A 24,741-nucleotide genomic window follows, 5' to 3' on the forward strand; every position below is an offset into this window, starting at 1 on the left:
TGGCCGATCATCGCGGCCAGGAGCACGATTACCAGGGCCAGTAATAACTGCGGGACGTCTCCATCCACAACTGAGCCCGCGATGGGCGGCGCGAGCTGGGCCGTCACGTGGCCGCCGTCGACCGGGCGCTGGCCGGCTTCACCCACCCCGGGATGCGACGCGAGCTGGTGTGGAACCTGACCGGCGCCCCCGCGGTCGCCGGCCACGCGCCGCTGCTGGACGGCGAGCTGCGGCCGCTGGTGAGCGAGGTGTTCGATCGCTACGGCGCGCATGTCGCGCCGCGCGTCGCGACGCTGCCCCACCAGGTGATCCACAATGACGCCAACGAGCTCAACATCCTGGTGGACGACGCCGGCGAGGTGGCCGCGCTGATCGACTTCGGTGACGTGGCGTGGAACCCGCGCATCTGCGGGCTGGCGGTGGCCGGGGCATACGCGATGCAGGGGCACGCCGATCCGCTGCGGGCGGTGCTGCCTTTGGTGAGCGGCTACGACGAGGTGTCGCCGCTGCGGCCGGCCGAGCTGGAGGTGCTGTTCGACCTGATGCGCACCCGGCTGGCGATGAGCGTGTGCCTGTCGGCCCACCAGCACGCCGGCGACCCGGCCAACACGTACTTGCTGGTCAGCCGGCATGGCGTGACGCAGGTGCTGCGGCGGCTGGCCGGGACCAGCCCGGATCTGGCCCATTTCCGGCTGCGCGAGGCGGTCGGCTTCGCGCCCAACCCGCTGGCCCGCGCCGTACGCCAGTACTTCGAGTCCGGCGCCGCCCGCCCGGTGCCCCTGCTGAACGAGGACACCGCGCCAGAGGACACCGCGCCAGAGGACGTCATCCCAGAAGACGCCGCCGCATCGGCTCGCTACGGCGAGCAGTCCACGACCCGGCCCGGAAAGCGGCCGGAGATCCATCTGGGCTGCGACCTGCCCGCCGGCAAGGGCGTCACGGTGCGGTGCCCCCTCCCCTCGCTCGTGCACAGCGTGCAGACCGGCAGCGGGGTCGTCGTGCTCGAACACCGCACCGGCGGCGGCGTGCCGTTCTGGACCCTCTACCGGCACCTGGACCCGGACTCGATCACGCACCTGACTCCCGGCGGCGAAACGAGACCGGGCGCGCACCTGGGGAGCACCGGCCAAGCGGCGCCGCTACGCGTGCAGGTGCTGACCCACCTGCTCGGCATGGGCGCCGACATCCCGGACACCGCGCCCGCCGACGAGGCCGGCCTGTGGACCGCCATCAGCATCGACCCCGGCCTGCTCCTGGGCCGGGCGGGCGGCGCGGTGCGGCCACGGCGGGAGACGGCCGGCATCGCCGCGCGCCGGCGGACGAACCTCAGCCGGGCGATGAACCTGGCCTATCGCCAGCCGCTGCACATCGTCCGGGGTGAGGGCGCCTACCTCTTCGACGCCTCCGGCCGGCCGTGGCTGGACCTGGTCAACAACGTCGCCCATGTGGGGCACTGCCATCCCCGGGTGGTGGCCGCGGGCCATCGGCAGGCGGCCCGGCTCAACACCAACACCCGGTATCTGCACGGGTCCGTCGTCGAGTACGCCCGCCGCCTGGTGGAGCTGCTGCCGGACCCGTTGCGGGTCTGCTTCTTCGTCAACTCCGGTTCCGAGGCCAACGACCTGGCGCTGCGGCTGGCCACGGCGCATACGGGCGCCGAGGACGTGCTGGTCCTCGACCACGCCTACCACGGCCATCTCAGCTCGCAGATCGCGCTGAGCCCGTACAAGTTCCACCGGCCTGGCGGGCGGGGCCGGCCGCGCACCACCCACGTCTGCGAGCTGCCCGATCCCTACCGGGGCCGGCTGCGCGCGGGACGCGACGACGATCTCGGCCGGCGCTACGCCGCTTCGGTCGCCGAGCGGCTCGCCGAACTGGCGGCGGCCGGGCGCCGCCCGGCCGCGTTCTTCGCCGAGTCGCTGCAGAGTTGCGGCGGTCAGATCGTCTACCCCGGCGGCTACCTGCGCGGCGCGTTCGAGCATGTGCGGCGGGCCGGCGGGGTGTGCGTGGCCGACGAGGTGCAGGTGGGGCTGGGCCGGGTGGGCCGGACCTTCTGGGGGTTCGAGTTACAGGGCGTCGTGCCCGACATCGTCACGCTGGGCAAACCCCTGGGCAACGGTCATCCGCTCGCCGCCGTGGTGACGACGCCGCAGATCGCGCGCTCGTTCGAGACGGGGATGGAGTACTTCAACACCTTCGGCGGCAACCCGGTCTCGGCCGAGATCGGGCTGGCCGTGCTCGACGTCGTAGGCGAGGAGGGCCTGCAGGCCGACGCCCGCCGGCGCGGCGAGCAGCTCCTGCGCGGGTTGCGCCGGCTCCAGGAGCGGCATCGGCTGATCGGGGACGTCCGGGGTGAGGGATTGTTCCTCGGTGTGGAGCTGAGCCTGGATGAGCGGCGGCCGGCCGGCGCGCAGGCGAGCGCGGTCAAGGAGGCGGTGAAGGCGCGCGGGGTGCTGGTCTCGACGGACGGGCCGGACGACAACGTGCTCAAGATCAAGCCGCCCCTGGTGCTGAGCGGGGCGGACTGCGAGATGTTCCTCGACGTCCTCGGCGAGGCGCTGGGCGAGGTCGAAGCATCCCTTTAGGGCCGTCATGCCTTGACGTAGGCATTTATTTGAGCGATCGTTCGACTACTTAGCTTGACGATGGGTGGTTCAGATGCAACGCGTACGGACAAAGACCGTCGCGGCCACCGCGGTGGCGCTGGCGATGCTGGCGGCCGGCTGCTACCGCGACAACGGCGCCTCCTCGACGCCGGCCCCGGGCGGCACACCGCGAAAGGACCTCGTCACGATCACCCCGGCCGGGGTCGGGCAGGTCGACAGCGTCACCTGGGCGCTGTATCGCGGCACCACCTCGATCGACCCGATCACCGCGGGCGACTATCCCGAGATCACCGTGACGAGCCTCATGTGCGAGTCGCTGTTCCGCCAGAGCCCGGACGGCTCGGCGGAGCCGGGCCTGGCCACGCGGCTGGACTTCCCCGACCCGAAGACCGCCGTCCTGACCCTGCGCGAAGGTGTGCGGTTCTGGGACGGCTCCCCCATGACCGCGGACGACGTCGCCTTCAGCATCGAGCGCAACCGCGACCCCAAGGGCGGCGGCTACTGGGTGCCCGTCCTGGACCGGGTGGCCTCGGTCGAGGCCAGCGGCCCCCTGAAGGTCACTCTGAAGCTGAAGCAGCCGGACTACTGGCTGCGCGACGTCCTGTCGTACATGCCGGGCATGGTGGTCTCCAAGCGCTACGTCCAGGCCAAGGGCAAGGACTACGGCACGGTGAAGGGCGGCGCCATGTGCACCGGCTCCTTCAAGCTCGGCCAGTGGCGCACCGGCGACGTCCTGTCCGTGGTGCGCAACGACGGCTACTGGAACCGCGCCGAGTCGCCGCTGGTGCGGCGGATCGACTTCAAGGGCATCCCCGACGAGGCCACGCTGACGGCGGCGCTGCTCACCGGGGAAGTGGACGGCGCCTACCTCGAACTGCCGCTGTCGACGATGGAGCAGGTCCGCGCCAGCGGCACCGTCAAGGTCTACCACGGCCCGTCCTACCTCATCGACGCGCTGATCGTCGCCGACATGGGCCGGGGCCCGCTCGCCGACCCGCGCGTACGCCGCGCGCTGTCGCTGGCCATCGACCGCGAGGCCTACATCCGCACCCTGTACAAGGGCAGCGCCCAGCCGGCGCGCGCCCTCGGCACCCCGGGCACCTGGGGAGCCCAGCGCGAGGTCTTCCAGGCCGCCTGGGACGCGCTGCCCGCTCCCGGCGTCGACCTCGACGGCGCCCGCAGGCTCATCCAGGAGGCCGGCGCGAGCGGTAAGACCGTGCGGTTCGGCATGAGCAACGAGCTCAACAAGCTGGCCACCGAGGCCAACCTGGTCAAGTCGGCGGCCGAGAAGATCGGCCTCAAGGCCGAGTTGAAGGCGGTGTCCACCGACGCCTACAGCGGGTTCTTCCTCGATCCGAAGGCCCGCGCCGACGTCGACGGCTTCTTCACCACCAACTATCCCAACTGGGCCGATCCAGGAGCCCTCTACGCGACACTGTCCCTGCCGGGCGGCCCGCAGGACTACGGCCGCTACCGCAACCCCGAGGCGGCGAGCCTGCTGCGACGGGCCCGTGGCAGCGCCGAGGCGCGGCAGCGGGCCGAGGCCACCGTGGGCGCGCAGGCGATCGTGACCAAGGACCTGCCCTGGATCCCGATCGCCGCCCCCGACACCGTCCTGGTCCTGAACGCCAAGCTCACCGGCGCCACGGTCTCCTCCCAGCACCTGTTCGCCCCGTGGGCGAGCAAGCTCGGGGCGGTGGGCTAGGCACATGGCCGCCTACCTCATGCGACGCGCGCTCATGCTGGCCGTGACCCTGCTGGTGTCGAGCTTCGTGGTCTTCGCCGGGCTGTCGCTGGCGCCGGGCAACCCGCTGGCCACCCTGTCGGGCGGCCGGTCGCTGCCGCCGGAGAGCGTGGCCGTCCTCGTGCAGCGCTACCACCTGAACGAGCCGTTCCTCGTGCGGTACGTCACCTGGCTGGGCAACGCCGTGCGCGGCGACCTCGGCGTGTCGATCATCCTGCGCCAGGACGTGTCGGACCTCATCTCCGCCCGCTCCGGCACGACCATCGCCCTGATCCTTTACGCGGCCCTGATCGTGCTGGTCGGCGGGGTGGCGCTCGGGCTGCTGGCGGCCCTTCGGCCGGGCGTCGTGGACGCGATCGTGGTGATGTCGACCGCGCTGGTGGTGGCCGTCCCGCCCTTCGTGGCGGCGATCGTCCTCATCGGCGTCTTCGCGGTACGGCTGCGGTGGCTGCCGGCCCTCGGCAACGGCGCGGGGCTGTGGGAGCAGATCCGGCATCTCACCCTTCCGGCCCTCGCTCTGGCGGCGGCCGCCACCGCGGCCGTCGCCCGGGTCACCCGCACCACCGTGCGCGAGGAGTTGGGCCGCGAACACGTCCAGACGGCGATCAGCCGGGGACTGCCCTACGCGGCGGTCGTGCGCCGCCACGCCCTGCGCAACGCCGCCGTCCCGATCAGCACGCTGGCCGGCATGACGGTCGCCTCGATGATCGCGCTGGCGGCCGTGGTGGAACGCGCCTTCAGCCTCAACGGGCTGGGCGCCTACCTCGTCAGCGCCGCCCTGTCCAAGGACTTCGCCGTCGTGCAGGGCATCTCGCTCGTTCTGGTCACCGCCTTCGTCCTGGTCAACACCCTGGTCGACGTCGGGGCGGCGCTCCTGGACCCCCGGATCAAGCTGGGCGGGCGAGCATGACGGCGCTCGCGCTGCTGGGCAGGGGCCGCCGCGGCGGCCTGGGGGCGCTCGGCACGACGGCCGCGGTCGTGATCGTCGCAGCGGTCGTGCTGGCCGTGCTCGGACCGGCGCTGACCTCGGCCGACCCGGACGCCAGCGACTTCGCCAACGCCTACGCCCCACCCGGGCCCGGGCACCGGCTCGGCTTCGACGGGCAGGGACGCGATCTGCTGGCGCGCCTGCTGACCGGCGCGCGGACCTCGCTGCTGGGCCCGCTGTGGGTCGTCGCGCTGAGCATGACGGCGGGCACGCTCATCGCCATCGCGGCCGCCTGGTTCGGCGGCTGGCTGGACTCCGTGGTGTCGGCGGCCCTGGACGTGATGTTCGCCTTCCCGGGGGTTCTGCTCGCGATGCTGGTGGCGGCCGTCTTCGGTCCCGGCCTGAGCGCGGCGGTGCTCGCCCTTTCCGTGGCCTACCTCCCCTACATCGCCCGGCTGCTGCGCGGCGCGGCCCTGGCCGAGCGCCGCAAACCCTACGTCCAGGCGCTGGAGGTGCAGGGGGCCGGGTCGGTGGCGATCTGCCTGCGCCACCTCGTGCCCAACCTCATGCCGCTCATCGCCGCCCAGGCCACCCTCTTCTTCGGGTACGCCATGGTCGATCTGGCCATCGTGTCCTACTTCGGCCTCGGAGTGCGGCCGCCCACCGCGGACTGGGGCGTCATGGTCGCCGGCGGGCAGCCGGGCGTCCTTCAGGGCTATCTCGCCGAGTCGTTGCTGGCGGGCGGCTGCATCGTCGTCCTGGTCGTGGCGTTCAACGTGCTCGGCGAACGGCTGTCCGACGACTGCGGGCAGGGCGGGACCTTCGGCCCGTCGCGCTGGTGGCGGCCCGGCCGGGGAGGCACCGCATGAGCGACCCGATCAACCGCCGCATGAGCGACCTGCTCGACATCAGCGGCCTGACGGTGAGGCTGCCGCTGCAAGGCCTACCGAGAACGGTCCTCAGCCAGGTGTCGCTGCGCGTCGGCGCGGGTGAAGCGGTCGGCCTGGTCGGCGAATCGGGCTCGGGCAAGTCCATGACGGCCCGCTCGATCGTGCGGCTGCTGCCCACCGGCGCGCACGCCGAGGGCAGCATCCGGTTCGGCGGGGCCGACGTCGCGGCGCTGCGCGGGCCCGCGCTGCGCGAGCTGCGCCGCCGCGTGCCCATGGTCTTCCAGGATCCGCGCGCGCACATCAACCCGGTGCGCACGGTCGGCGACTTCCTCACCGAGGCCCTGCGCGCCCATGGGCGCACCCCCCGGCGGGCCGCCGAGGAGCGCGCCGTGGGCGTGCTGGAGGAGGTGGGCGTGGCCGGCGGCCGGCGACGGCTGCGGCAGTACCCGCACGAACTGTCGGGCGGGCTGCTGCAACGCGTCATGATCGCGGCTGCGCTGCTCACCGAGCCGCTCCTGCTGCTGGCCGACGAGCCCACCACCGCGCTCGACGTCACCACGCAGGCCGAGGTGATGGCCGTCCTCGACGAGCTGCGCCGCGAACGCGGGCTGGCCATGCTGTTCATCACCCACGACCTCGAACTCGCGGCGGCCGTCTGCGACCGGACCGCGGTGATGTACGCGGGCCGCGTCATGGAGGTGCGCGCCTCGGCGCTGCTGCACCAGCACCCACTGCACCCCTACACCACGGCGCTGAGCGCCGCCCGCCCTCGCCTGGATCGGCGGGCCGAGCGCCTGGTGACCACCCCGGGCCGGCCGCTGTCGGCCTTCGAGGCGCCGCACGGCTGCCCGTTCGCCCCCCGGTGCGCGCACGTACGGCAGCGCTGCCACGACACCCGGCCGGACCTGCTGCCCCTGGCGGGCGGGCAAGTGGCCTGCCTGCGGGCCGAGGAGCTGCGCCAGGAGCGGGCGGTGCCGCATGAGTGAGGCGATCTTGCGGGTCGAAGGACTGCGCAAGGTGTTCGGGCAGGCCGTCGCCGTAGGGGAGGTGAGCTTCTCGCTGCCGCCGGCCGGCGCGCTGGCCGTCGTCGGGGAGTCGGGATCGGGCAAGACCACCGTGGCCCGCATGATCGTGGGCCTGGAACGGCCGACGGCCGGGCACGTCACCGCCTGCGGCCGCGACCGGTCCCAGCCGGCCCGCTCGGCGCGCGAACGCCGCCGGCGCGGCGGCGAGGTCCAGATCGTCTTCCAGGACCCCTACGCCAGCCTCGACCCGCGCCAGAGCCCCGCCGCCGCGCTGGAGGAGGTCCTGCGGCTGCACACCGCTCTGGACCGCGGGCGGCGGCGCGCCAGGGTGGCGGAGCTGGCCGACCTCGTCGGACTCGACGAACGCCAGATGGCGGCGCGGCCGGCCAGGCTGTCGGGCGGGCAGCGCCAGCGGGTGGCCATCGCCAGGGCGCTGGCGGCCGAACCGCGCATCCTCATCCTCGACGAGTCCGTCGCCGCGCTGGATGTCTCCATCCAGGCGCAGGTCCTCAACGTGCTGTCGCAGGTACGCGAGCGCACCGGCGTGGCCTACCTGTTCATCAGCCACGACCTCGCCGTGGTCCGCCAGGTCAGCGACGACGTCATCGTCATGCGGCACGGCGCGATCGTCGAACGCGGACCCACCGGCCGGGTGCTCGACGCGCCCGAGCATCCGTACACGCGGCTGCTGCGCGCGAGCGTCCCCGGCCCCGGCTGGCGCCCTGCCCGCCGCATCGGTCAAGAAGCGAAGGAGACACGATGACCGCAACCACCCCAGCGCTCGGGGAACCGGTCGGCACCGGGCCAGACGGCTGGCCGAGCGCCACCGAACTGGCCGAAGGCATCGCGGCCGGTCAGATCGGCGCGCGGCAGGTGCTGGAGGGCTACCTGGCGCGCATCGACGCGCTCGACCCCGCGCTGAACGCCTTCTGCCACCTCGACCACGAGCGGGCCCGCCAGGGCGCCGACGCGGCCGACGCGCGGGTGGCGGCGGGCGGCCCGCTGCCGCCGTTCCTGGGCGTCCCCATCGCGATCAAGGACCTGCATCCGGTCCGCGGCTGGCCGCTGTGCAGCGCCTCCAACGCCGTCGAGCACCGCGTGATGGCCGCCGACGCGCCGGCGGTCAGGGCGCTGCGGGAGGCGGGGTTCGTGTTCGTCGGCGCGACGACCTCGCCCGAGTTCGGCACCGTGTCGGTCACCGAGTCGGCGCGTCACGGCGTCACCCGCAGCCCCTGGGACCTGACGCGCAGCCCGGGCGGTTCCAGCGGCGGCGCGGCCGCGGCCGTGGCGGCCGGCCTGCTGCCCGTGGCACACGGATCCGACGGCGCGGGCTCCATCCGCGAGCCGGCCAGCTTCTGCGGGCTCGTCGGGCTCAAGCCGAGCCGCGGCCGCGTCCCCTCCGACGCCCACTACATGGAGGGCTTCGCGACCGAGGGGGTGCTCACCCGCACCGTGCTGGACACCGCGGCGATCCTGGACGTCTTCGCGGCGGCCCCGCAGTCCACCTGGTACAGCGCTCCCCCGGCCGACGAACCCTACCGGCGCCAGGCCGGGCGCGACCCTCGGCGGCTGCGCGTCGGGCTCAACCTGCAGCCCGCCTTCCCCGCCGAGGTCCACCCCGCGGCCGCCGCCCTGGCCCGCCGGGCGGCCGACCTGCTGGCCGACCTCGGTCACGAGGTGGTCGAGCAGCGCATTCCCGGGCTCGACCCCGACTGGTTCCAGCCCCGCTTCGAGATCCTCTACGCCACCGGGTCGGCCGACTGCGCGGTCGTGGACGAATCCGCCGTCGAGCCGCTGAATCGCACCCTTCGCCGGGCCGCCCGCGAAACCGACTCGCTGACGTACGTGACGACCATGCTCGAACTGCAGCTGCGCTCGGCCGAGATGTATCGGGCGTGGGAGGCCGTCGACGTCGTCCTGACCCCGACCAACCCCGTCCTGGCGCCCAGCGAGGGCGCCCTGTGGCAGGGGCAGGACGCCGACCCGTGGCTGCCGCTGCGGCGCGCGGAGGAGACCGCCTCGCTCACGGCCCTGTCGAACATGCTGGGCCTGCCCGCCATCTCCATCCCGCTGGTGGAGCAGAGCGACGGCCTGCCGCTCGGCGTGCAGCTCATCGGCGGCCGCTGGCGCGACGGCACCGTCCTGGCCCTGGCCGGCCAGCTCGAACGCGCCCACCCGTGGCGCCACCGCAGGCCTACCGGCCTGTCTCGGTGAACGACAGCCCCCGCACCCCTCAGGAGGAACACCACATGGATCTGACCGGCCCGCCGACTTCGACGATCATCGACTTCCGCGTACGGGTGCCCAGCGCCGCCCGCCCCCCGCTGTCGGCCGGCGGCGACGTCTACACCCAGTACGAGGCGGTCCTGGACATCGGCGACGGCTGGCACAAGGGCATGGACGAGCTGCTGGCCGAACTGGAGGAGGCCGGGGTCGGGCACGCCGTGCTGCACGCGGAGTACGAGCACGGCGACTACGCCGACGCCCTCAACGAGGAGGTGGCCGAGCAGGTACGGCTGCGGCCCGACCGCTTCTCCGGCTTCGGGACGGTGACGCTGGAACCGCTGTCGATCATGCGCGCCGTACGCCAGGTCGAGCGGGTGGCCGCGCTGGGACTTTCCGGGATCAACGTGCAGCCGTCCTTCTTCGGCCACGCGATCGACGACCGGCAGCTGTACCCGCTCTACGCCAAGGCCACCGAGCTGGGGCTGGCGGTCGCCATCCACACGGGCGTCAACTACTCGCGCCGCCACCCCATCGAGGCCGAACGCCCCATCCGCCTGGACCAGGTGGCCTGCGACTTCCCCGAGGCGACGCTCATCGCCTGCCACGGGGCCTGGCCGTGGGTGCCGGAGATCGTGGCCGTGGCACGGCGTCACCCCAACGTGCTCGTCGACTTCGGCGGCCTGGCCCCCAAGTATCTCGGCGTGCCCGGATCGGGCTGGGAGACGATGCTGCGCTTCATGGACCGGGTCCTGCGCGACCAGGTGCTCTTCGCCACGGACTGGCCGGTCTTCCCGCACCTGCGGGCGCTGCGCGAGTGGCACGGCCTCGGCCTGCGGGCCGAGACGCTGGACGCGCTGCTGCACGACAACGCCAGGCGGCTGCTGTCGCCCGCCCATGAGACGGTGCCGGTATGAGCCTCCCGCGGCTGGCGCGCATCACCGACTACGTCACCCATTGGGCCACCCACCGTCCGGCCCAGGAGGCGCTCGTCGGCCCGAGCGGCCGCTGGACGTATGAGCGGCTGCGTGCGGACGTCGACCGGTGCGCGGCCGCGCTGCTGGCCGCCGGCGTGCGGCACGGCGACCGGGTGGCGCTGCTCGGCCACCCGCGGCCGGAATGCTTCGTGGTGTTCCTGGCCACGGCGAGCATCGGCGGCATCTGGGTGGGGCTGAACCCCAAGTACACCCTCGCCGAGCTGTCCCACGTGGTCGCCGACAGCCGGCCGGCGCTGCTGTTCGGCATGCTCGAGGACGCCACTCAGCCCGCGACGCTGCACGCGCTGCGCTCCCTGGCGCCGATGCGCGTGGTGACCAGCGGCCGCGCGGTGGACGGGCTGTCGCTCTCCTACGAGGACTTCCTCGACGCCGCGGAGCCGGCAGAGCGGCTGGCCGGCGCCCGCGAGCAGGTGCGGCCGCTGGACCCGGCGGCGATGATCTACACCTCGGGCAGCACCGGCAGGCCCAAGGGCGCGCTCGTCCCGCACCGGGGGCTGGCCCACTGCGGCGTGGTGCAGGCCGGACGGTGGTACGGCCAGGCGCCGCGCAAGCTGTGCGACCTGCCGCTCAACCACATCGGCGGGCTCGGCGACATCAGCACCTCCATCCTCACCGCCGGCGGCACGGTGGTGTACATGCCGCGCTTCGATCCGGCCGCCGCCCTGCGCCTGGTGGAGAGCGAGCGGCTGACGCACCTGTACTGCATTCCGACGCAGCTGCTGGCGATGGTGGGGACGCCGCAGTGGTCGCAGTGCGACCTCGGCTCGCTGGAGTACATCCTGTGGGGCGGGGCCGCCGCGCCCGCCAGCCTGCTGCGGACGCTGGCCAAGACCGGCGCCCGGCTGGCCACCAGCTACAGCCTCACCGAGTCGACCGGTTCGGTGACCTACACCGACCCGGGCGACCCGCTGGAGGTGCTGGCCTGGAGCGTGGGCCGGGTGGATCCGCACTACGAGGTCACGCTGCGCCCTCCCGGCGGCGACGGCGACGGAGACGGAGACGGAGACGGAGACGGCGACGGCGACGGCGACGGCTCGGCGGGCGAGCTGCTCATCCGGGGCGACTTCATCACCCGCGGCTACTGGCGCTCCCCGGAGGCGACCAGGGCGGCGATCGACGATGAGGGCTGGCTGCACACCGGCGACCTGGCCGTACAGGAACCGGGCGGCCACATCCGCCTGGTCGGACGGCTCAAGGAGATGTTCAAGTCGGGCGGCTACAACGTCTACCCCCGCGAGATCGAAGCCGCGCTGGAGGAGCATCCGGCCGTCGCGCTCGCCGCCGTGGTCGGCGTGCCCGACGAGCGCTGGGGCGAGGTCGGGCACGCCTTCGTCGTGGCCGCCGGGCCGGTGACGGCGGGTGAGCTGCGCGAGTACGCCCGGGCGCGGCTGGCCAACTACAAGGTGCCGAAGGCGTTCCGGCTGGAGACCGAGCTGCCGAAGCTGCCGATCGGCAAGATCGACAAAGTGGAGCTGCGCCGGCGCGCCGGTTTGGAGAGCGAGACATGACCATTCTGCGGAACTTCATCGACGGCGAGTTCACCGATCCGCTGGCCGACGGCTCGATGCCCGTGCTGGATCCGGCGACGGGCCAGACGATCGCGCAGGCCCCCCGATCCGGTCCCGAGGACGTCGACCGGGCGGTGGCGGCGGCCAAGGCGGCCTTTCCCGGCTGGGCCGAGACCACCCCGGGACAACGCGCGCTCGCGCTGCTCGAACTGGCGGACGCGATCGAGGAGCACGGTGCGGAACTGGCCGAGCTGGAGTCCGCGAACGCCGGCAAACCGCTGCACGTGGTCACCGGCGATGAGATCGGCGCCATGGCCGACAACCTGCGCTTCTTCGCCGGCGCCGCCCGCTGCCTGGAAGGCAAGGCGGCCGGCGAGTACGTGGCCGGCTACACCTCGATGATCCGCCGCGAGCCCGTGGGCGTGGTCGGCCAGATCACGCCGTGGAACTACCCGATGATGATGGCCGTGTGGAAGATCGGCCCCGCCCTGGCCGCGGGCTGCACCAGCGTGCTCAAGCCCGCGCCCACGACCCCGCTGACCACCCTCAAGCTCGCCGAACTGGCCGCCGGCATCCTCCCGCCCGGCGTCCTCAACGTCGTGGTCGGCGGCAACGAGCCCGGCGCGGCGCTGGTCGAACACCCGGACGTCGACCTCGTCTCCCTCACCGGGTCGGTCGAGACCGGCCGATGGGTGGCCGAGCACGCCGCCCGCACCCTCAAGCGCACCCACCTCGAACTCGGCGGCAAGGCGCCGGTCGTGGTGTTCGACGACGCCGACCTGGAGGCGGCACTGGAGATCATCTCCGGCGCCGGCTTCTACAACGCGGGCCAGGACTGCACGGCGGCCACCCGCGTGCTGGCCGCCCCCCGCCTGTACGACGACCTCGTCGCCGGCCTGGCCGAGAAGGCCAAGGAACGGGTGATGGGCGACATGAGGGCGCCGCACACCACTCTCGGCCCGCTCAACAGCCTGCGCCAGCGCGAGCGGGTGGCCGGCTTCCTGGAGCGGCGGCCCGGCCACGCGCAGGTCGTCACCGGGGGCCGGGCGGCCGATCGGCCCGGCTTCTTCTTCGAGCCGACGGTCGTGGCCGGGCTGCGGCAGGACGACGAAATGGTCCAGCGGGAGATCTTCGGCCCGGTCATCACCGTTCAGCGCTTCGGCGCGGAGGACGAGGCGATCAGGCTGGCCAACGGCACCCCGTACGGGCTGGCCGCCTCGGTGTGGACGCGCGACATCGGGCGGGCCCTGCGCGTGTCGAAGGCGCTGCGCTTCGGCTGCGTCTGGATCAACGACCACGTACCGCTCGCCTCGGAGATGCCGCACGGCGGCTTCAAGCAGTCAGGTCACGGCAAGGACCTGTCGGCGTACTCGCTGGAGGACTACACCCTCCTCAAGCACGTGATGGCCAGCCTGCGCTGAGCGCCGACCTTCTCGACCTCAGAAGTGCCGTCCCCCCGCATAATCTATCGATCGTTCGAAATGGTGAGTGCCCATGATGCGAAGGAAAGCGGTGGGATGCGTCCTGCTGGTGATGGCCCTGCTGGCCGCGGCCTGCGGTGCCGAACCGGCCGGGAGCGGCGCCTCCGGCGAGGCCGGGACGCCCAGACGCGGCGGGAGCCTCACGATCCTGCGCGCCGCCGACATCGACGGCTTCGATCCCGACAAGGCCATCCAGCTGGCCACCTTCCAGACACTGCCGCAGGTGATGGAGGGCCTGGTCCGCTACGCGCCCGACGGCACGTCGATCGAACCCGGCCTGGCCGAAAGCTGGCAGCTCGACGCCAAGGCCAAGACCATCACCTTCACCCTGCGCCCCGGCCTGACCTTCAGCGACGGCCGGCCCTTGACCTCGCAGGACGCCGCGTTCTCCGTCGAGCTGTGGCGCAAGGGACTGTCCCTGGGCACCCTGTACGCGGCCATCACCGGCACCGCCACCCCCGATGCGCGCACCCTGGTCATCAAGATGAGCAAGGCCAGCACCTTCACCCTCACCTGGCTCAGCAACGGCTCCTCGGTCATCGTGCCGAAAGACTTCGGCGGCATGGACCGCAAGGACTTCTTCGCCAAGCCGATCGGCGCCGGCCCCTTCGTCGTGAGCTCCTACCGGCCGGGCCAGCAGCTCATCCTCCAACGCAACCCGCGCTACCACGACCCCGCCCGCCCCTACCTGGACCGCCTCACCTACGACGTCGTCGCCGACCCCAACCAGCAGATGCTGCGCTACCAGAGCCGCCAGGCCGACGCCATCGAGGCGGTGCCGCTGGACCTGGCCGCGCAGATCCCGCGCGAGGAGCAGGTCGTCGTCCACCCCTCGGCGACCATCCACGGCATCTTCGTCAACGCCGCCCGGCGACCCGGCAACGACCTGCACTTCCGGCGCGCGGTCAGCCTGGCCATCGACCGCGCCCGCTACATCCAGGCGGTCTTCGGCGGCCTGGCCGCACCGGCCACCGGCGGGCTGCCGCCGCGCGTCCAGGGCTCGGTCGGCTGCGGCTGCACCTACGAGAGCGGCCTCGAACAGGCCAAGCGGGAGCTGGCCCAATCCTCCTACCGGCCGGGCACGAAGGTGGAGCTGGTCGTCGACGCCACGACGCCCTTCTCCACCCGCGCCGGCGAGACCGCCGCGGCGCTGCTGCGCGCCGCCGGCATCGAGGTCGAGCTGCAGAAACTCGAGGTGCAGGTGCTCGTCGACCGGCAGGCCAAGGGCGCCTACGACCTGTCGCTGGGCGAGGTCGGCAGCGTCTCACCGACCGTCGGCGACATCTTCGGCCTCATCGTGGCCACCGGCGGGCTGTACTCCGGCCTGCCGATGAAGACCATCTCCGGCGCCTTCGCCCGCCTGGAGGTCGCGCGGACCGACCAGGAGCGGGCCGAGGCGGTGCGCGTGGCCGAGACCTGGATCCATGACAACCTGCCCTACATCCCGACCGCCTTCCCCGATCGCCTCTTCGCCGTCTCCCCCAAGGTGAAGGGACTCAAGGTCACCCCTTTCCTGTCCTATCCGGCCGACCTGCTCTGGGCGGCGTGAGCATGCCGGCCGGACGGTTGCGCTTCGTGGCCGGCAGGCTGGCGCAGGTAGTGCCGGTGCTGCTCGCGCTGCTGCTCATCGTCGTCCTGCTCCAGCAGCTGATGCCCGGCGATCCCGCGCGCGTCATCGCCGGACCCCGGGCCGGCGCGGAACAGGTGGCGCGGGTACGCCACGACCTCGGACTCGACCAGTCGATACCGGGCCAGTTCTGGACCTACCTGACGCACCTGTCGGACGGGGACCTGGGCCGGTCCAACCGCACCGGGATCCCCATCTCCACCATCGTGGGCGAACGGGCCGCCGTGACGGTATGGCTGCTGGCCGGCGGCCTGGTCGTGAGCACGCTGCTGGCCGTGCCCGCCGCGCTGGTGATGGCGCTGCGCCCGCGCTCGGCGGCGGCCCGGCTGTGCGCGCGCTCGCTCACGATCATCCTCAACTGCCCGCCCTTCTGGGTCGGGCTCATGCTGGCCTCGGTGCTGGCGCTGCGGACCGGCTGGCTGCCGGTCGGCGGCTTCGGCGAGGACACCGGCCAGCGGCTGCGTTCGATGGTCCTGCCCTGCCTGACGATCGGCCTGGCGGCGATGCCGCTGCTGGCCCGCAGCGGCGCCGCGAGCCTGCGCCAGGTGCTGGCCGCCGACCACGTCACCACCGCCCGGTCACTGGGCCTGTCCGGATGGCCACTGGTACGCCGCCACCTGCTGCGCAACGCCCTGCCACCGGCCGTCACCCTGCTGGCCGTCCAGGCCGCCGCGCTGCTGTTCGGCGCGGTCATCGTCGAGCAGACGTTCGGCCTGCCGGGGCTGGGGGCGGAGATGGTCAACGCGGCGAGCCAGCGCGACTTCCCCGTCGTCCAGGCCCTCACCCTGATCTTCGGCACCGCCATCATCGGGATCAACCTGCTCGCCGACCTGGCGGTCGCCCTGCTCGATCCGAGGACCACATGGCGATGACCACTCCCCCGCCGCTCCTGGGCAACACCGTGCCCGTGGCCTCACGGGCAGGCCGCGCGTTCGGCTGGACACGGTCGGCGGCCGTTGGGCTGACGGCGCTCGCGGTCCTGGCCGCCCTCCTGGCACCGGTACTGGCTCCGGCCGACCCGGCCCAGCTGACCCTCGACCAGCTCCGGCCGCCGAGCGCCGCCCATCTGCTCGGCACGGACGCGCTCGGCCGGGACGTGCTGTCGCGTCTGCTGTTCGCGCTGCGTACCGACCTGCTGCTGATGGTGTTCGCCGCGGGCCTGCCGATGCTCCTGGGCACGCTGATCGGCGCGGTGGCCGGCTACCGCGGCGGCGTCCTGGACGCCGCGCTGCGCTGGGCGGCTGACATCTTCCAGGCGCTGCCGGTGTACGTGCTGCTCATCGCCTTGGTGTTCGTGCTGGGGCCGGGCACCTCCTCGCTGCTGGTGGCCTTCAGCGTGCTGGGCTGGGTCGTGTACGCGCGGCTCATCCGCACCGAGGTCCGCCGTGTACGCGAACGCGACTACGTCTCGGCCGGCTACCTGCTCGGCCTCTCGCACACCGCGGTGCTGTCGCGGCACGTGCTGCCGAACGCGCTGCGCCAGTCACTGGTCTACCTGGCCACCGACATGGGGATGGCGCTGCAGGGCATCGCGGTCCTGTCCTTCTTCGGGCTCGGCGTCAAAGCGGGCACCCCCGAGCTCGGCGCCATGGTCGCCGAGGCCCAGGTGTTCCTGCGCAGCCACTGGTGGCTGGCGGCGTTCCCGGGCCTGACGATCGTGATCCTCGGATCGAGCATCGCGGCCCTCGGCGACCGGCTGGGCGATCGAGGAGAGGCCGGATGACGTCGTACCCGCTGCTCGAAGTCGACGGGCTGCGCCTGGCCCGCAAAGGGGGCGCCACCCTGCTCGACGGCCTCTCCTTCGCCGTCGCGGCCGGGCAGTGCCTGGGCATCGTCGGCGAGTCGGGGTGCGGCAAGTCGCTCACCCTGCGCGCCACGATGGGCCTGCTGCCCGCGGGCGTCGAACTCGCCGGGGGCGAGATCCGCCTGAGCCACCAGGCGGGCTCCGCACCCACCGCCGTTCCCCCCGGTCAGGCGGCGGGGCGCGGATTGGCGATGGTCTTCCAGGACTCGCACGCCTCGCTCGATCCCACCACCCGCGTCGGGGCCTTCATCGCCGACATCGTCCGCCGCCGCACCGGCGCCTGGCGTACCGCCGCCCGCAAACGGGCCGTGGAACTGCTGGCCGCGGTCGGCGTACCCGACCCCGGGCTGCGCTTCCACGCCTACCCCCACGAGCTCAGCGGCGGCATGCGCCAGCGCGTCGCGATCGCGCTGGCCCTGGCCACCGACCCCCGGGTACTGCTGTGCGACGAACCGACCACGGCACTGGACGTCACGCTGCAGGCCGAGATCCTGCGGCTGCTCGACGCGGCACGAACCGAACGGGGGCTCGGCATGGTCTTCGTCAGCCATGACATCGCGGTGATCCGGCAGATCGCGGACGTGGTCGCGGTCATGTACGCCGGGCAGATCATCGAGGCCGGACCCGTGGCCGACGTCCTCGACCGATCCCGCCACCCCTACACCCGAGCCCTGATCGACGCCGTCCCCACGCTCGACGGCCCCATCGGCCGCTTTCGCCCGATCGCGGGCGCGCCGCCCGCCCCGGCCGACTACAGCCCGTCCTGCCGCTTCCGGGATCGCTGCGCCCACCAGGTCGCGGCCTGCTCGGGCGTCGTTCCCGGCATCGACGCGCTCACCATCGAGCACCGCTCGTCCTGCGTCCGCTCGCCCCGCACCCACTCCTCCCGCGACCCCTCGCCCTACGACCACTCCTCCTACGACCACTCGCCCGGCGACCACTCGCCCGGCGTCCACGAGCCGGAGGCCACATGAGCGCGCTGATCCGAGTCCACAGCCTGGTCGTGGACCACCCGGTGCGCGCCGGATTCCTGCGCCGGCGTCGCCTGCGCGCGGTCGACGGGGTGGACCTGGAGCTGATGCGGGGCGAGATCCTGGGCCTGGTGGGCGAGAGCGGGTGCGGCAAGTCCACCCTCGCCCGCGCGATCGTCGGCCTGACCCCGCCGACGGCCGGCGGCGTGCTGCTGGACGGTGTACCCGTACCCGGGCGACGCCCGCCGGGCATGCGCCGCCGCATACAGATGATCTACCAGGATCCGGGCTCCTCGCTCGACCCGCGCCGCACGGTCGCGCAGACGCTCGCCGAACCGCTGCGCCGCACCCTGCCCGCCGGGAAGCCGGCGCGCCTGGCCGGCCCGAGCGCCCAGAAGATCGCGCACCGGACACGAGAGCTGCTGGAGATGGTCGGGCTGGGCGAGCGGCAGGCGCACGCGCTCCCGCGCGAGCTGTCCGGCGGTCAGCGCCAGCGCGTCGCGATCGCGCGTGCCCTGGCCGTCGAGCCGGAGGTGCTGGTCGCCGACGAGGCCGTGGCCGCGCTCGACGCCTCGGTGGCCGGCGCCGTGCTCAACCTGCTGAGCGACCTGCGCGAGCGGCTCGGCCTGTCCGTGCTGTTCATCTCGCACGACCTGGCGACCGTACGGGGGCTGTGCGATCGCGTCGCCGTCATGTACCTGGGATCGATCGTGGAGGAGGGGCCCGTGGCGCGGGTCTTCGCCCGGCCGGGGCATCCGTACACCCGCGTGCTGCTCGACGCGGTACCGTCCCGCGACCGGCGACGCTCCGGCGGCGCGGTTCCGGGGCTCGGCGGGCCCGGGGAACTCGGGAGGCCCGGAGAGCCCGGAGAGCCCGGAGAGCCCGGCGGGCTCGGGGGGCCCAGGGGGCTCGGGGGCGAGCCGCCGAGCCCGCTGCACGTCCCGCCCGGCTGCCGGTTCCACCCGCGTTGCCCGCGGGCGGCGGCGGTGTGCGGCACGTCGGAGCCGTCCGAGGAGCGGCGGGACGGGCAGCGGGTGTGGTGCCACTTCGCCTGGCGCTGAGCCGATCCCCGGACGCGGGAGCTCTGAGCGGATCGCCGACACCAGGACAGGCGCTCCAGCGGGAGTGACGCTACGCGCTCTGAGCGGATCGCCGGCCCCAGGACGGGCCGTAGTAGCGCTCCATGTTGTCCCGCATGAACCGGACCACTTCGGCCGGGGCCTTGTCCACCGAACCCGCGTCGTGCGGGGGCTGGGGGTCGTACTCGATCCCCAGCTGCACGGCCTGGGCGTAAGCCGGCCCCGCCAGCCGGTCGCAGAGCAGCAGCGCCATGTCGATGCCGGAGGACACGCCCGCGGCCGTCATGATCTTCCCGTCCTCCACGACGCGCCGCGACACCGGTTCGGCGCCGAAGCAGCGCAGGCTCTCCAGCTCGTACCAGTGGGAGGTGGCCTGACGTCCCTGGAGCAGACCCGCGGCCCCGAGCAGCAGCGAGCCGGTGCACACCGACGTCGTCCAGGTGCTCGTCTCGTACGCCCGGCGCAGCCAGGTCAGGACCATCTCGTCGGCCAGCAGCCCCTGCGTGGTGCTACCGCCGGCGACCACCACGACGTCCGGCCGCGCCATGCTCTCCAGCGGGTCGGCCACCAACCCGAAGCCCGGCTGATCGGCGGCGCACATGCCCGGCGTCCCCGACACGAAGCGCACCCGCGGATCGGGCAGACGCCGCAGGACCTCGAACGGCCCGGTGGCGTCGAGGGAGGTGAAACCTTCGTAGATGAGGATGGCGACGTCCACGTTCTTTTCCCTGCTCTCGGCTCAGTTCTCGGCACGTCCGGCACGATTGATTTTATCGACCGATCGATTAAACTCGTCCCATGCTAAGCGGTGGGAACGAGATAGACCAGCGCGTTCGCGCGGACATCGCCGTCCTCGGCGGCGGAACGGCCGGCGCGGTCGTCGCCGGGCGCCTGATCGAGAACACCTCCCTGTCCGTGGTGGTCGTGGAGGCCGGCCCCGACTACGGGCCGTACGACGCCGGACGGTGGCCTCACGAACTGCTCGACAGCCGCACGCTGCCGCAGACGCACGACTGGGGATACCGGGGCCCCGGCGCCGTCCCCGGACACGACCTGCCGCTCGACCGGGCCCGCGTCATCGGCGGTTGCTCCTCCCACAACGGCTGCTCCCAGACCGTCGGCCACGCCGCCGACTACCGGGCATGGGGACCGTCCTGGACCGACGCCTCGCTCACCGAGCTGATGCGCCAGGCGGCTGCCCGGCTGCGCGTCCGCCGGGACCGCGACGACGACCTCACCCCGTTCCAGGCGGCGGCGATGGAGGCCATGATCCTGTGTGGCGTACCGCGCACGGACGACCTGGACGACCTCTTCGGGGGCGCCGGCTGCGGACCCTCACCGGTCAACAACCCTGACGGCGTCCGCTGGAACAGCGCCTTCGCCTACCTGGACCCCGTACGCGACTCCCCGGAGCCGGGGCGGAGCGATCGGCGGCTGCGCATGGTGGACCACGCGCTGGTCGACCGCCTCGAACTCCACGGCTCGATGATCCGCCGCGCGCACGTACGGCGGGGCCAGGAGCGCCTCACCGTGGAGGCGGACCGTTTCGTCCTGTGCGGCGGCGCCTACGGCAGCCCCGAGGTACTGCTGCGCAGCGGCATCGGCCCGGCCGACGAGCTGGCGGCGCTCGGCGTGGCGCCCCGCCTCGACCTGCCCGGCGTCGGCCGCAACCTGCACGACCACCCCACCCTGGAGCTGCGGTTCGCCGCCGGCGAGGAACTGGTGCGCCGGCTCGCCGGCCATGAGCGCGGGCGGCCGGTCCCCGACGAGCAGGTCATCGGGAAGGCCCTGTCGGCCGGCGGGCACGCACCGTACGACCTGCATCTCCTCCCGTGGACCGGCAAGGAGGCCGGGGGCTGGACCTGCGTCCTGCCCGCCGCGTGTCTCACGCCGCGATCCCGGGGCACGCTACGGCTGACCTCACCCGACCCCGGAGCCAGACCCCTCATCGACCACGCGTACCTGACGGACCCCGGCGGGAGCGACCTTGAGGCGCTGCGGCACGGCATCGACCTGTGCCGGCGCATGGCCGCCTCACCGGCGCTGGCCCCGCTGCTGGGGCGGCCCCTGGACGAGTTCACCGCGGCCTGGCTGGAGGAGTTCACCGAGGATCCGCGCGACAGGCTCACCGCGGACCCGTCGTGCGACGAGCCCGCAGACCCGTCGCATGGCAAGCCCGCAGGTCCGTCCTCCGGCAAGCCCGCCGACCCGCCCCGTGGCAAGCCCGCGAGCCCGCGAGAGGCCGCGATGCGCGCCGCCGCCGCCCACTACTGGCACCCGGTGGGCACGTGCGCGATCGGCACGGACCCGGCCGCGGGAGCCGTCGTCGACGCCACCGGGCGGCTGTACGGCAGCGACAACCTCTGGGTCATCGACGCCTCGATCATCCCGGTGATCCCCCGGGCCACGACCAACCTCCCGGTCGTCGCCCTCGCCGAACACCTTGTCCGCGCACTGCTCTGAGACACCCCAGCGGCGCTCCCGGCCCCGATCCATCCACTCCAGCAGCCCGACCAGGAACCCGGTGGCGAACACCGGCGGCATCACACGCCCATCCGTGGACGGTATCGCGCCCGCGCCGATCAGTAGTCCCCTAAGGGCGGGAGCCGTGCCAGGAACTCCACAACGCCTCATAAACCCCACCGGCCGCGACCAGCTCATCATGCGCGCCGACCTCCACCACGCGCCCGCCCTCCATCACCACCACCCGATCCGCATCCCGCGCCGTATGCAGCCGGTGCGCGATCGCGATCACCGTACGTCCCTCCAGCACCGCCGCCAGCGACCGTTCGGCGCGCCGGGCCGTACGCGGGTCGAGCATGGCGGTGGCCTCGTCGAGGATGACCGTGTGCGGGTCGGCCAGGATGACCCGGGCCAGGGCGAGCTGCTGCACCCGGTCGGGACCGAGTTCGGCACCGACCGACTGCGAACCGAGCTCCTCGTCCAGCGAGACGACCCAGTCGGCGCCGACCGCCGCCAAGGCCTTCTCCAGCTGGTCGTCGTCGGCCGTGGGGTCGGCCAGGTGGAGGTTGTCGCGGACGGTGCCGAGGAACAGATGCTGCTCCTGGGTGACCAGCACGACATGCTCGCGCAGCTGGGCGGGGAGCAGATCGGCGACGGGGACCGAGCCGACGGCGACCACGCCGAGGCGGGGGCGGTCGATGCCGGCCAGCAGCTTGCCGAGCGTGGACTTCCCGGCTCCCGAAGGGCCGACGATGGCCAGGCGCTCGCCGGGCCGTACGGTCAGGTCCACTCCGGTGACGACGTCGTCGGTGGATTCGTAGGCGAAGTGCACGCCGGTTGCCACGATGCGGTCGTCCCTGGGCTCCGCAGCGGCCACAGCGCTCTGCGCCGCCGGGGCCTGGAGGCCTTCGATCCGGGCGAAGGAGGCGCCACTGCTTTGCAGCTGTTCCATCCAGATGAGGATGGTTTCGATGGGCTGCTGGAGCTGGCGAAGGTAGAGCACGCACGAGACCACGGCGCCCAGGGTGACCTGGCCGCCGTCCAGCAGTACCCCGCCGAGCAGCAGGACCAGGACCGGCGGGAGGAGCGCGGAGACCTCCACCGACGGCCAGAGCACACCGCGCAGGAAGAGGGTTCTGAGCTGGGCGACCCGGCCGCGCTCGATCACCCGCTCGGCGGCGCGGGTGCGCCGCTCCTGAAGGCCGAGGGCTTCGATGGTGCGGGCGCCGGCGGCATTGGCGGCCAGGTGTTCGGCCAGTTCCGAGCGGGCGGCGCCCTCCTCCAGGTAGGCGGCGCGGGCGCGGCGCAGGTACCAGCGGGAGGCGGCGGCGATGCCGGCGAGCGCGAGCAGACCGCAGGCGCCCAGCAGCGGGTCGACCAGGAAGACGGCCACGACGAGGAAGAGCGCCTGCAGCGCGGAGATCAGTACAGCTGGGGCGGCGTCACGCAGGGTACGCCCGACCACGCCAACATCTGTGGTGCCCCGGGCGGTCAGGTCTCCGGTACGGATGTGCTCGACCGTGGCGGCGGGCAGGGCGAGCACGCGATCGAGGAACTCCTGGCGGATGTGTTCCTGAGTGCGCTCGCTGAAGCGGGTGCCGATCTTCTCAGCGTACCGGGACAGGAGGAGCTGCAGCAGCGCCCCGCCCACGGCGATCGCGGCAAGGAGGTCGATCGCGCCGCCGGCGGAGATGGTGTCGATGATGCGGCCCAGCAGCCACGGACTGACCAGAGCGGCGGCCGCCGCCAGGCCGTTGAGGAGCAGGGTGACGGTGAAACCGCGGACGTCGCGGAGGATCAGGCGCAGGGCCGCCTGCCGTACGTGCTCGCGATCGGCGACGGGCAGGTCGCGGATCACGACACCACCATCCGGTACACGTCGCTGGATTCCAGCAGGTCGCGGTGGGTACCCGTCGCGGCCACCCGGCCGTCCTCGATCAGGACGACCTGGTCCGCCTGGGCGAGCAGCAGCGGCGACGTGGTGGCGACGACCGTCGTACGGCCGGCACGCACCGTACGAAGACGCCGCGCGAGCAGGGATTCGGTGTGCGCGTCCAGCGCCGAGGTGGGCTCCACCGCCAGCAGCACCTCGGGATCGGCCACCAGCGCCCTGGCCAGGCGTACCCGCTGGCGCTGGCCGCCCGACAGGTTGCGGCCACCAGGCTCGATCATGGACTCCAGCCCGTGGCGCAGCCCGGCGACCACGTCCTGGGCGGCGGCGGCGGAGACGGCGCGACGGATGGTCTCATCGTCGGCCGCGCCGCGGCCCTGCAGAACCTCGCGCAGCGAACCGGCGAACAGCGCGGCGTCGTGGTCGGCGATCAACGAGGTGCCGTCGAACCCGCCGAGGCTCTCCAGCAGCGCCACGCTCTCCTCGGGGCGCGCGCTGACCAGCCCCACAAGGCCTCCCGGCGTGACCTCCAGCCCAGGGGAGCAGGGCCGCTCGCCGGGCCGCAGCGCGAGGAAACGGACAACCTGCCGGGCGGAGACCAGGCCATGGCTGATCTGGAAACTGCCCTCGATGAAGAAGGACACCGGAACCACCAGCATGGCGATATATCCGTAGACGCCAACCAGCTCGCCCACCGTGATCGCGCCTTCCGCGGCCAGCCTGGCACCCAGCCAGGTCACCGCGGCCAGGAACAACGCCGGCAGCCCGGCGCCCAGCGCGCCGATCCAGCTCGTCAGCGACGCCACCCGGTAACCCTGCTCACGCAGGCGCGCCGAATCGGCGAGGTAACGCTCGGCGTAGGCGCCCTTGCCACCGAACGCGTTGAGCACCCGCAGCCCCTCGATCAAATCCACCAGCCGGGTGGTCAGCCTGCCCTGGCTCTCGCGGTAGCCGTTCTGCACCGTCATCAGCCGCCCGAGCAGCGGCCCGAGCACGATCGCCAGCACCGGCACCCCGAGCAGCACCACCACGGCCAGCACCACGGAGACCCGCAGCAGCAGCACCGCCACCACCCCGTAGCTGATCACCGCGCCCACCCCGGGACCTGTCACCGTCAGCGACGCGGCGACCGTGATGACGTCGCCGATGCCGATCGTCACGACCTCGCCTGCCGAGATGCGCTTGTTCAGGTCCGCGCCGAGAGTGTTGATCTGCTCCACCAGGGCGCGCACCGTACGGAAGTTGGCGTCCATCCGGATCTTGGTCATCGTGCGGTGCCGCATCATCGCCAGCCAGGCGTTGGCCAGGCCGGCGCCGAGCAGCGCCAGCACCCAGCCGGGCGCCAGATCGTCGTCGATCGCCCTGGACAGCAGGTACGGCGGGAGCGTGAGGCCCACCATCCACAGAGTGCCCAGCGCCGCGCCCAGCGTTACCCGGCCCTTCTGCGCCCAGGCCAGCCTGCACAGATACCGAGCCGCCGCCTTCATGGCGATCACGCTAGAC

Annotated in this window: 19 protein-coding genes; 16 read left to right on the top strand and 3 right to left on the bottom strand. The window is 72.9% G+C overall.

Translation table 11 applies throughout. The features are described 5' to 3' along the window. Positions 1-107: 107 nt before the first annotated feature. The 15 genes from AB0B61_RS47480 to AB0B61_RS47550 all read left to right on the top strand — a co-directional run bounded on the left by AB0B61_RS47480 (position 108) and on the right by AB0B61_RS47550 (position 18,866). Positions 108-2,585: an aminotransferase class III-fold pyridoxal phosphate-dependent enzyme gene (locus tag AB0B61_RS47480; RefSeq protein WP_358447382.1), complete on the top strand. Its 2,478-nt coding sequence runs from the start codon at positions 108-110 to the stop codon at positions 2,583-2,585. Positions 2,586-2,658: 73 nt separating this feature from the next. After that, the gene (locus AB0B61_RS47485) at positions 2,659-4,311 is read left to right on the top strand and encodes an ABC transporter substrate-binding protein (protein ID WP_358447384.1); all 1,653 of its coding nucleotides are present in this window, start codon (positions 2,659-2,661) and stop codon (positions 4,309-4,311) included. Positions 4,312-4,315: 4 nt separating this feature from the next. Beyond that, positions 4,316-5,260, top strand: coding sequence for an ABC transporter permease (locus AB0B61_RS47490; RefSeq protein WP_358447385.1), 945 nt, complete (start codon positions 4,316-4,318; stop codon positions 5,258-5,260). Continuing rightward, positions 5,257-6,147 carry an ABC transporter permease gene (locus AB0B61_RS47495; RefSeq protein WP_358447387.1) on the top strand — a complete coding sequence of 297 codons (891 nt, stop codon included), beginning with the start codon at positions 5,257-5,259 and terminating at the stop codon, positions 6,145-6,147. The genes AB0B61_RS47490 and AB0B61_RS47495 overlap by 4 nt, the downstream gene beginning before the upstream one ends. Further along, positions 6,144-7,154, top strand: coding sequence for an ABC transporter ATP-binding protein (locus tag AB0B61_RS47500; protein ID WP_358447389.1), 1,011 nt, complete (start codon positions 6,144-6,146; stop codon positions 7,152-7,154). The genes AB0B61_RS47495 and AB0B61_RS47500 overlap by 4 nt, the downstream gene beginning before the upstream one ends. After that, positions 7,147-7,956 carry an ATP-binding cassette domain-containing protein gene (locus tag AB0B61_RS47505; RefSeq protein WP_358447390.1) on the top strand — a complete coding sequence of 270 codons (810 nt, stop codon included), beginning with the start codon at positions 7,147-7,149 and terminating at the stop codon, positions 7,954-7,956. The genes AB0B61_RS47500 and AB0B61_RS47505 overlap by 8 nt, the downstream gene beginning before the upstream one ends. After that, the gene (locus AB0B61_RS47510) at positions 7,953-9,407 is read left to right on the top strand and encodes an amidase (protein ID WP_358447392.1); all 1,455 of its coding nucleotides are present in this window, start codon (positions 7,953-7,955) and stop codon (positions 9,405-9,407) included. Before AB0B61_RS47505 ends, AB0B61_RS47510 begins: the two co-directional genes overlap by 4 nt. 35 nt (positions 9,408-9,442) lie before the next feature. Beyond that, on the top strand, positions 9,443-10,333 hold the full coding sequence (locus AB0B61_RS47515) for an amidohydrolase family protein (RefSeq protein WP_358447394.1): 891 nt from the start codon (positions 9,443-9,445) through the stop codon (positions 10,331-10,333). Continuing rightward, a complete protein-coding gene (locus AB0B61_RS47520; protein WP_358447396.1) occupies positions 10,330-11,922 on the top strand; it encodes a class I adenylate-forming enzyme family protein in 1,593 nt (530 codons plus the stop codon). The genes AB0B61_RS47515 and AB0B61_RS47520 overlap by 4 nt, the downstream gene beginning before the upstream one ends. Then, positions 11,919-13,343 (top strand): gamma-aminobutyraldehyde dehydrogenase, encoded by a 1,425-nt coding sequence (locus tag AB0B61_RS47525; RefSeq protein WP_358447398.1) that lies wholly within the window; start codon positions 11,919-11,921, stop codon positions 13,341-13,343. Before AB0B61_RS47520 ends, AB0B61_RS47525 begins: the two co-directional genes overlap by 4 nt. Positions 13,344-13,416: 73 nt before the next feature. Then, positions 13,417-14,952 carry an ABC transporter substrate-binding protein gene (locus AB0B61_RS47530; protein ID WP_358447400.1) on the top strand — a complete coding sequence of 512 codons (1,536 nt, stop codon included), beginning with the start codon at positions 13,417-13,419 and terminating at the stop codon, positions 14,950-14,952. Positions 14,953-14,954: 2 nt separating this feature from the next. Next, positions 14,955-15,902, top strand: a complete 948-nt coding sequence (locus tag AB0B61_RS47535; RefSeq protein WP_358447519.1) for an ABC transporter permease — start codon at positions 14,955-14,957, stop codon at positions 15,900-15,902. Next, complete coding sequence (locus AB0B61_RS47540) at positions 15,899-16,753, top strand: ABC transporter permease (RefSeq protein WP_358447402.1); 855 nt, start codon at positions 15,899-15,901, stop codon at positions 16,751-16,753. The genes AB0B61_RS47535 and AB0B61_RS47540 overlap by 4 nt, the downstream gene beginning before the upstream one ends. Further along, positions 16,750-17,808 (top strand): ABC transporter ATP-binding protein, encoded by a 1,059-nt coding sequence (locus tag AB0B61_RS47545; RefSeq protein ID WP_358447404.1) that lies wholly within the window; start codon positions 16,750-16,752, stop codon positions 17,806-17,808. Before AB0B61_RS47540 ends, AB0B61_RS47545 begins: the two co-directional genes overlap by 4 nt. After that, complete coding sequence (locus AB0B61_RS47550) at positions 17,805-18,866, top strand: ABC transporter ATP-binding protein (protein ID WP_358447406.1); 1,062 nt, start codon at positions 17,805-17,807, stop codon at positions 18,864-18,866. Before AB0B61_RS47545 ends, AB0B61_RS47550 begins: the two co-directional genes overlap by 4 nt. Positions 18,867-18,936: 70 nt before the next feature. Here the strand turns inward: AB0B61_RS47550 and AB0B61_RS47555 are convergent, their stop codons facing one another. Continuing rightward, a complete protein-coding gene (locus tag AB0B61_RS47555) occupies positions 18,937-19,602 on the bottom strand; it encodes a DJ-1/PfpI family protein (RefSeq protein ID WP_358447408.1) in 666 nt (221 codons plus the stop codon). Between the two features lie 80 nt (positions 19,603-19,682). Between AB0B61_RS47555 and AB0B61_RS47560 the strand changes: the two genes are divergently transcribed. Then, the gene (locus AB0B61_RS47560) at positions 19,683-21,347 is read left to right on the top strand and encodes a GMC family oxidoreductase (protein WP_358447409.1); all 1,665 of its coding nucleotides are present in this window, start codon (positions 19,683-19,685) and stop codon (positions 21,345-21,347) included. Between the two features lie 130 nt (positions 21,348-21,477). Here AB0B61_RS47560 and AB0B61_RS47565 read toward each other — a convergent pair whose 3' ends face one another. Further along, on the bottom strand, positions 21,478-23,205 hold the full coding sequence (locus tag AB0B61_RS47565; RefSeq protein WP_358447411.1) for an ABC transporter ATP-binding protein: 1,728 nt from the start codon (positions 23,203-23,205) through the stop codon (positions 21,478-21,480). Next, entirely contained in the window at positions 23,202-24,725 is a 1,524-nt protein-coding gene (locus tag AB0B61_RS47570) for an ABC transporter ATP-binding protein (RefSeq protein WP_358447413.1), read from the bottom strand. Before AB0B61_RS47570 ends, AB0B61_RS47565 begins: the two co-directional genes overlap by 4 nt. Positions 24,726-24,741 lie beyond the last annotated feature (16 nt).

This window comes from Nonomuraea sp. NPDC049158 (assembly GCF_040648335.1).
Taxonomy (GTDB): Bacteria; Actinomycetota; Actinomycetes; order Streptosporangiales; family Streptosporangiaceae; genus Nonomuraea.

Excerpts from the sequence above, each read along its gene's own strand:
- AB0B61_RS47485 (WP_358447384.1), top strand. The coding sequence starts at position 2,659 with ATGCAACGCGTACGGACAAAGACCGTCGCGGCCACCGCGGTGGCGCTG.
- AB0B61_RS47490 (WP_358447385.1), top strand. The coding sequence starts at position 4,316 with ATGGCCGCCTACCTCATGCGACGCGCGCTCATGCTGGCCGTGACCCTG.
- AB0B61_RS47495 (WP_358447387.1), top strand. The coding sequence starts at position 5,257 with ATGACGGCGCTCGCGCTGCTGGGCAGGGGCCGCCGCGGCGGCCTGGGG.
- AB0B61_RS47500 (WP_358447389.1), top strand. The coding sequence starts at position 6,144 with ATGAGCGACCCGATCAACCGCCGCATGAGCGACCTGCTCGACATCAGC.
- AB0B61_RS47505 (WP_358447390.1), top strand. The coding sequence starts at position 7,147 with ATGAGTGAGGCGATCTTGCGGGTCGAAGGACTGCGCAAGGTGTTCGGG.
- AB0B61_RS47510 (WP_358447392.1), top strand. The coding sequence starts at position 7,953 with ATGACCGCAACCACCCCAGCGCTCGGGGAACCGGTCGGCACCGGGCCA.
- AB0B61_RS47515 (WP_358447394.1), top strand. The coding sequence starts at position 9,443 with ATGGATCTGACCGGCCCGCCGACTTCGACGATCATCGACTTCCGCGTA.
- AB0B61_RS47520 (WP_358447396.1), top strand. The coding sequence starts at position 10,330 with ATGAGCCTCCCGCGGCTGGCGCGCATCACCGACTACGTCACCCATTGG.
- AB0B61_RS47525 (WP_358447398.1), top strand. The coding sequence starts at position 11,919 with ATGACCATTCTGCGGAACTTCATCGACGGCGAGTTCACCGATCCGCTG.
- AB0B61_RS47530 (WP_358447400.1), top strand. The coding sequence starts at position 13,417 with ATGATGCGAAGGAAAGCGGTGGGATGCGTCCTGCTGGTGATGGCCCTG.
- AB0B61_RS47535 (WP_358447519.1), top strand. The coding sequence starts at position 14,955 with ATGCCGGCCGGACGGTTGCGCTTCGTGGCCGGCAGGCTGGCGCAGGTA.
- AB0B61_RS47540 (WP_358447402.1), top strand. The coding sequence starts at position 15,899 with ATGACCACTCCCCCGCCGCTCCTGGGCAACACCGTGCCCGTGGCCTCA.
- AB0B61_RS47545 (WP_358447404.1), top strand. The coding sequence starts at position 16,750 with ATGACGTCGTACCCGCTGCTCGAAGTCGACGGGCTGCGCCTGGCCCGC.
- AB0B61_RS47550 (WP_358447406.1), top strand. The coding sequence starts at position 17,805 with ATGAGCGCGCTGATCCGAGTCCACAGCCTGGTCGTGGACCACCCGGTG.
- AB0B61_RS47560 (WP_358447409.1), top strand. The coding sequence starts at position 19,683 with ATGCTAAGCGGTGGGAACGAGATAGACCAGCGCGTTCGCGCGGACATC.
- AB0B61_RS47570 (WP_358447413.1), bottom strand. The coding sequence starts at position 24,725 with ATGAAGGCGGCGGCTCGGTATCTGTGCAGGCTGGCCTGGGCGCAGAAG.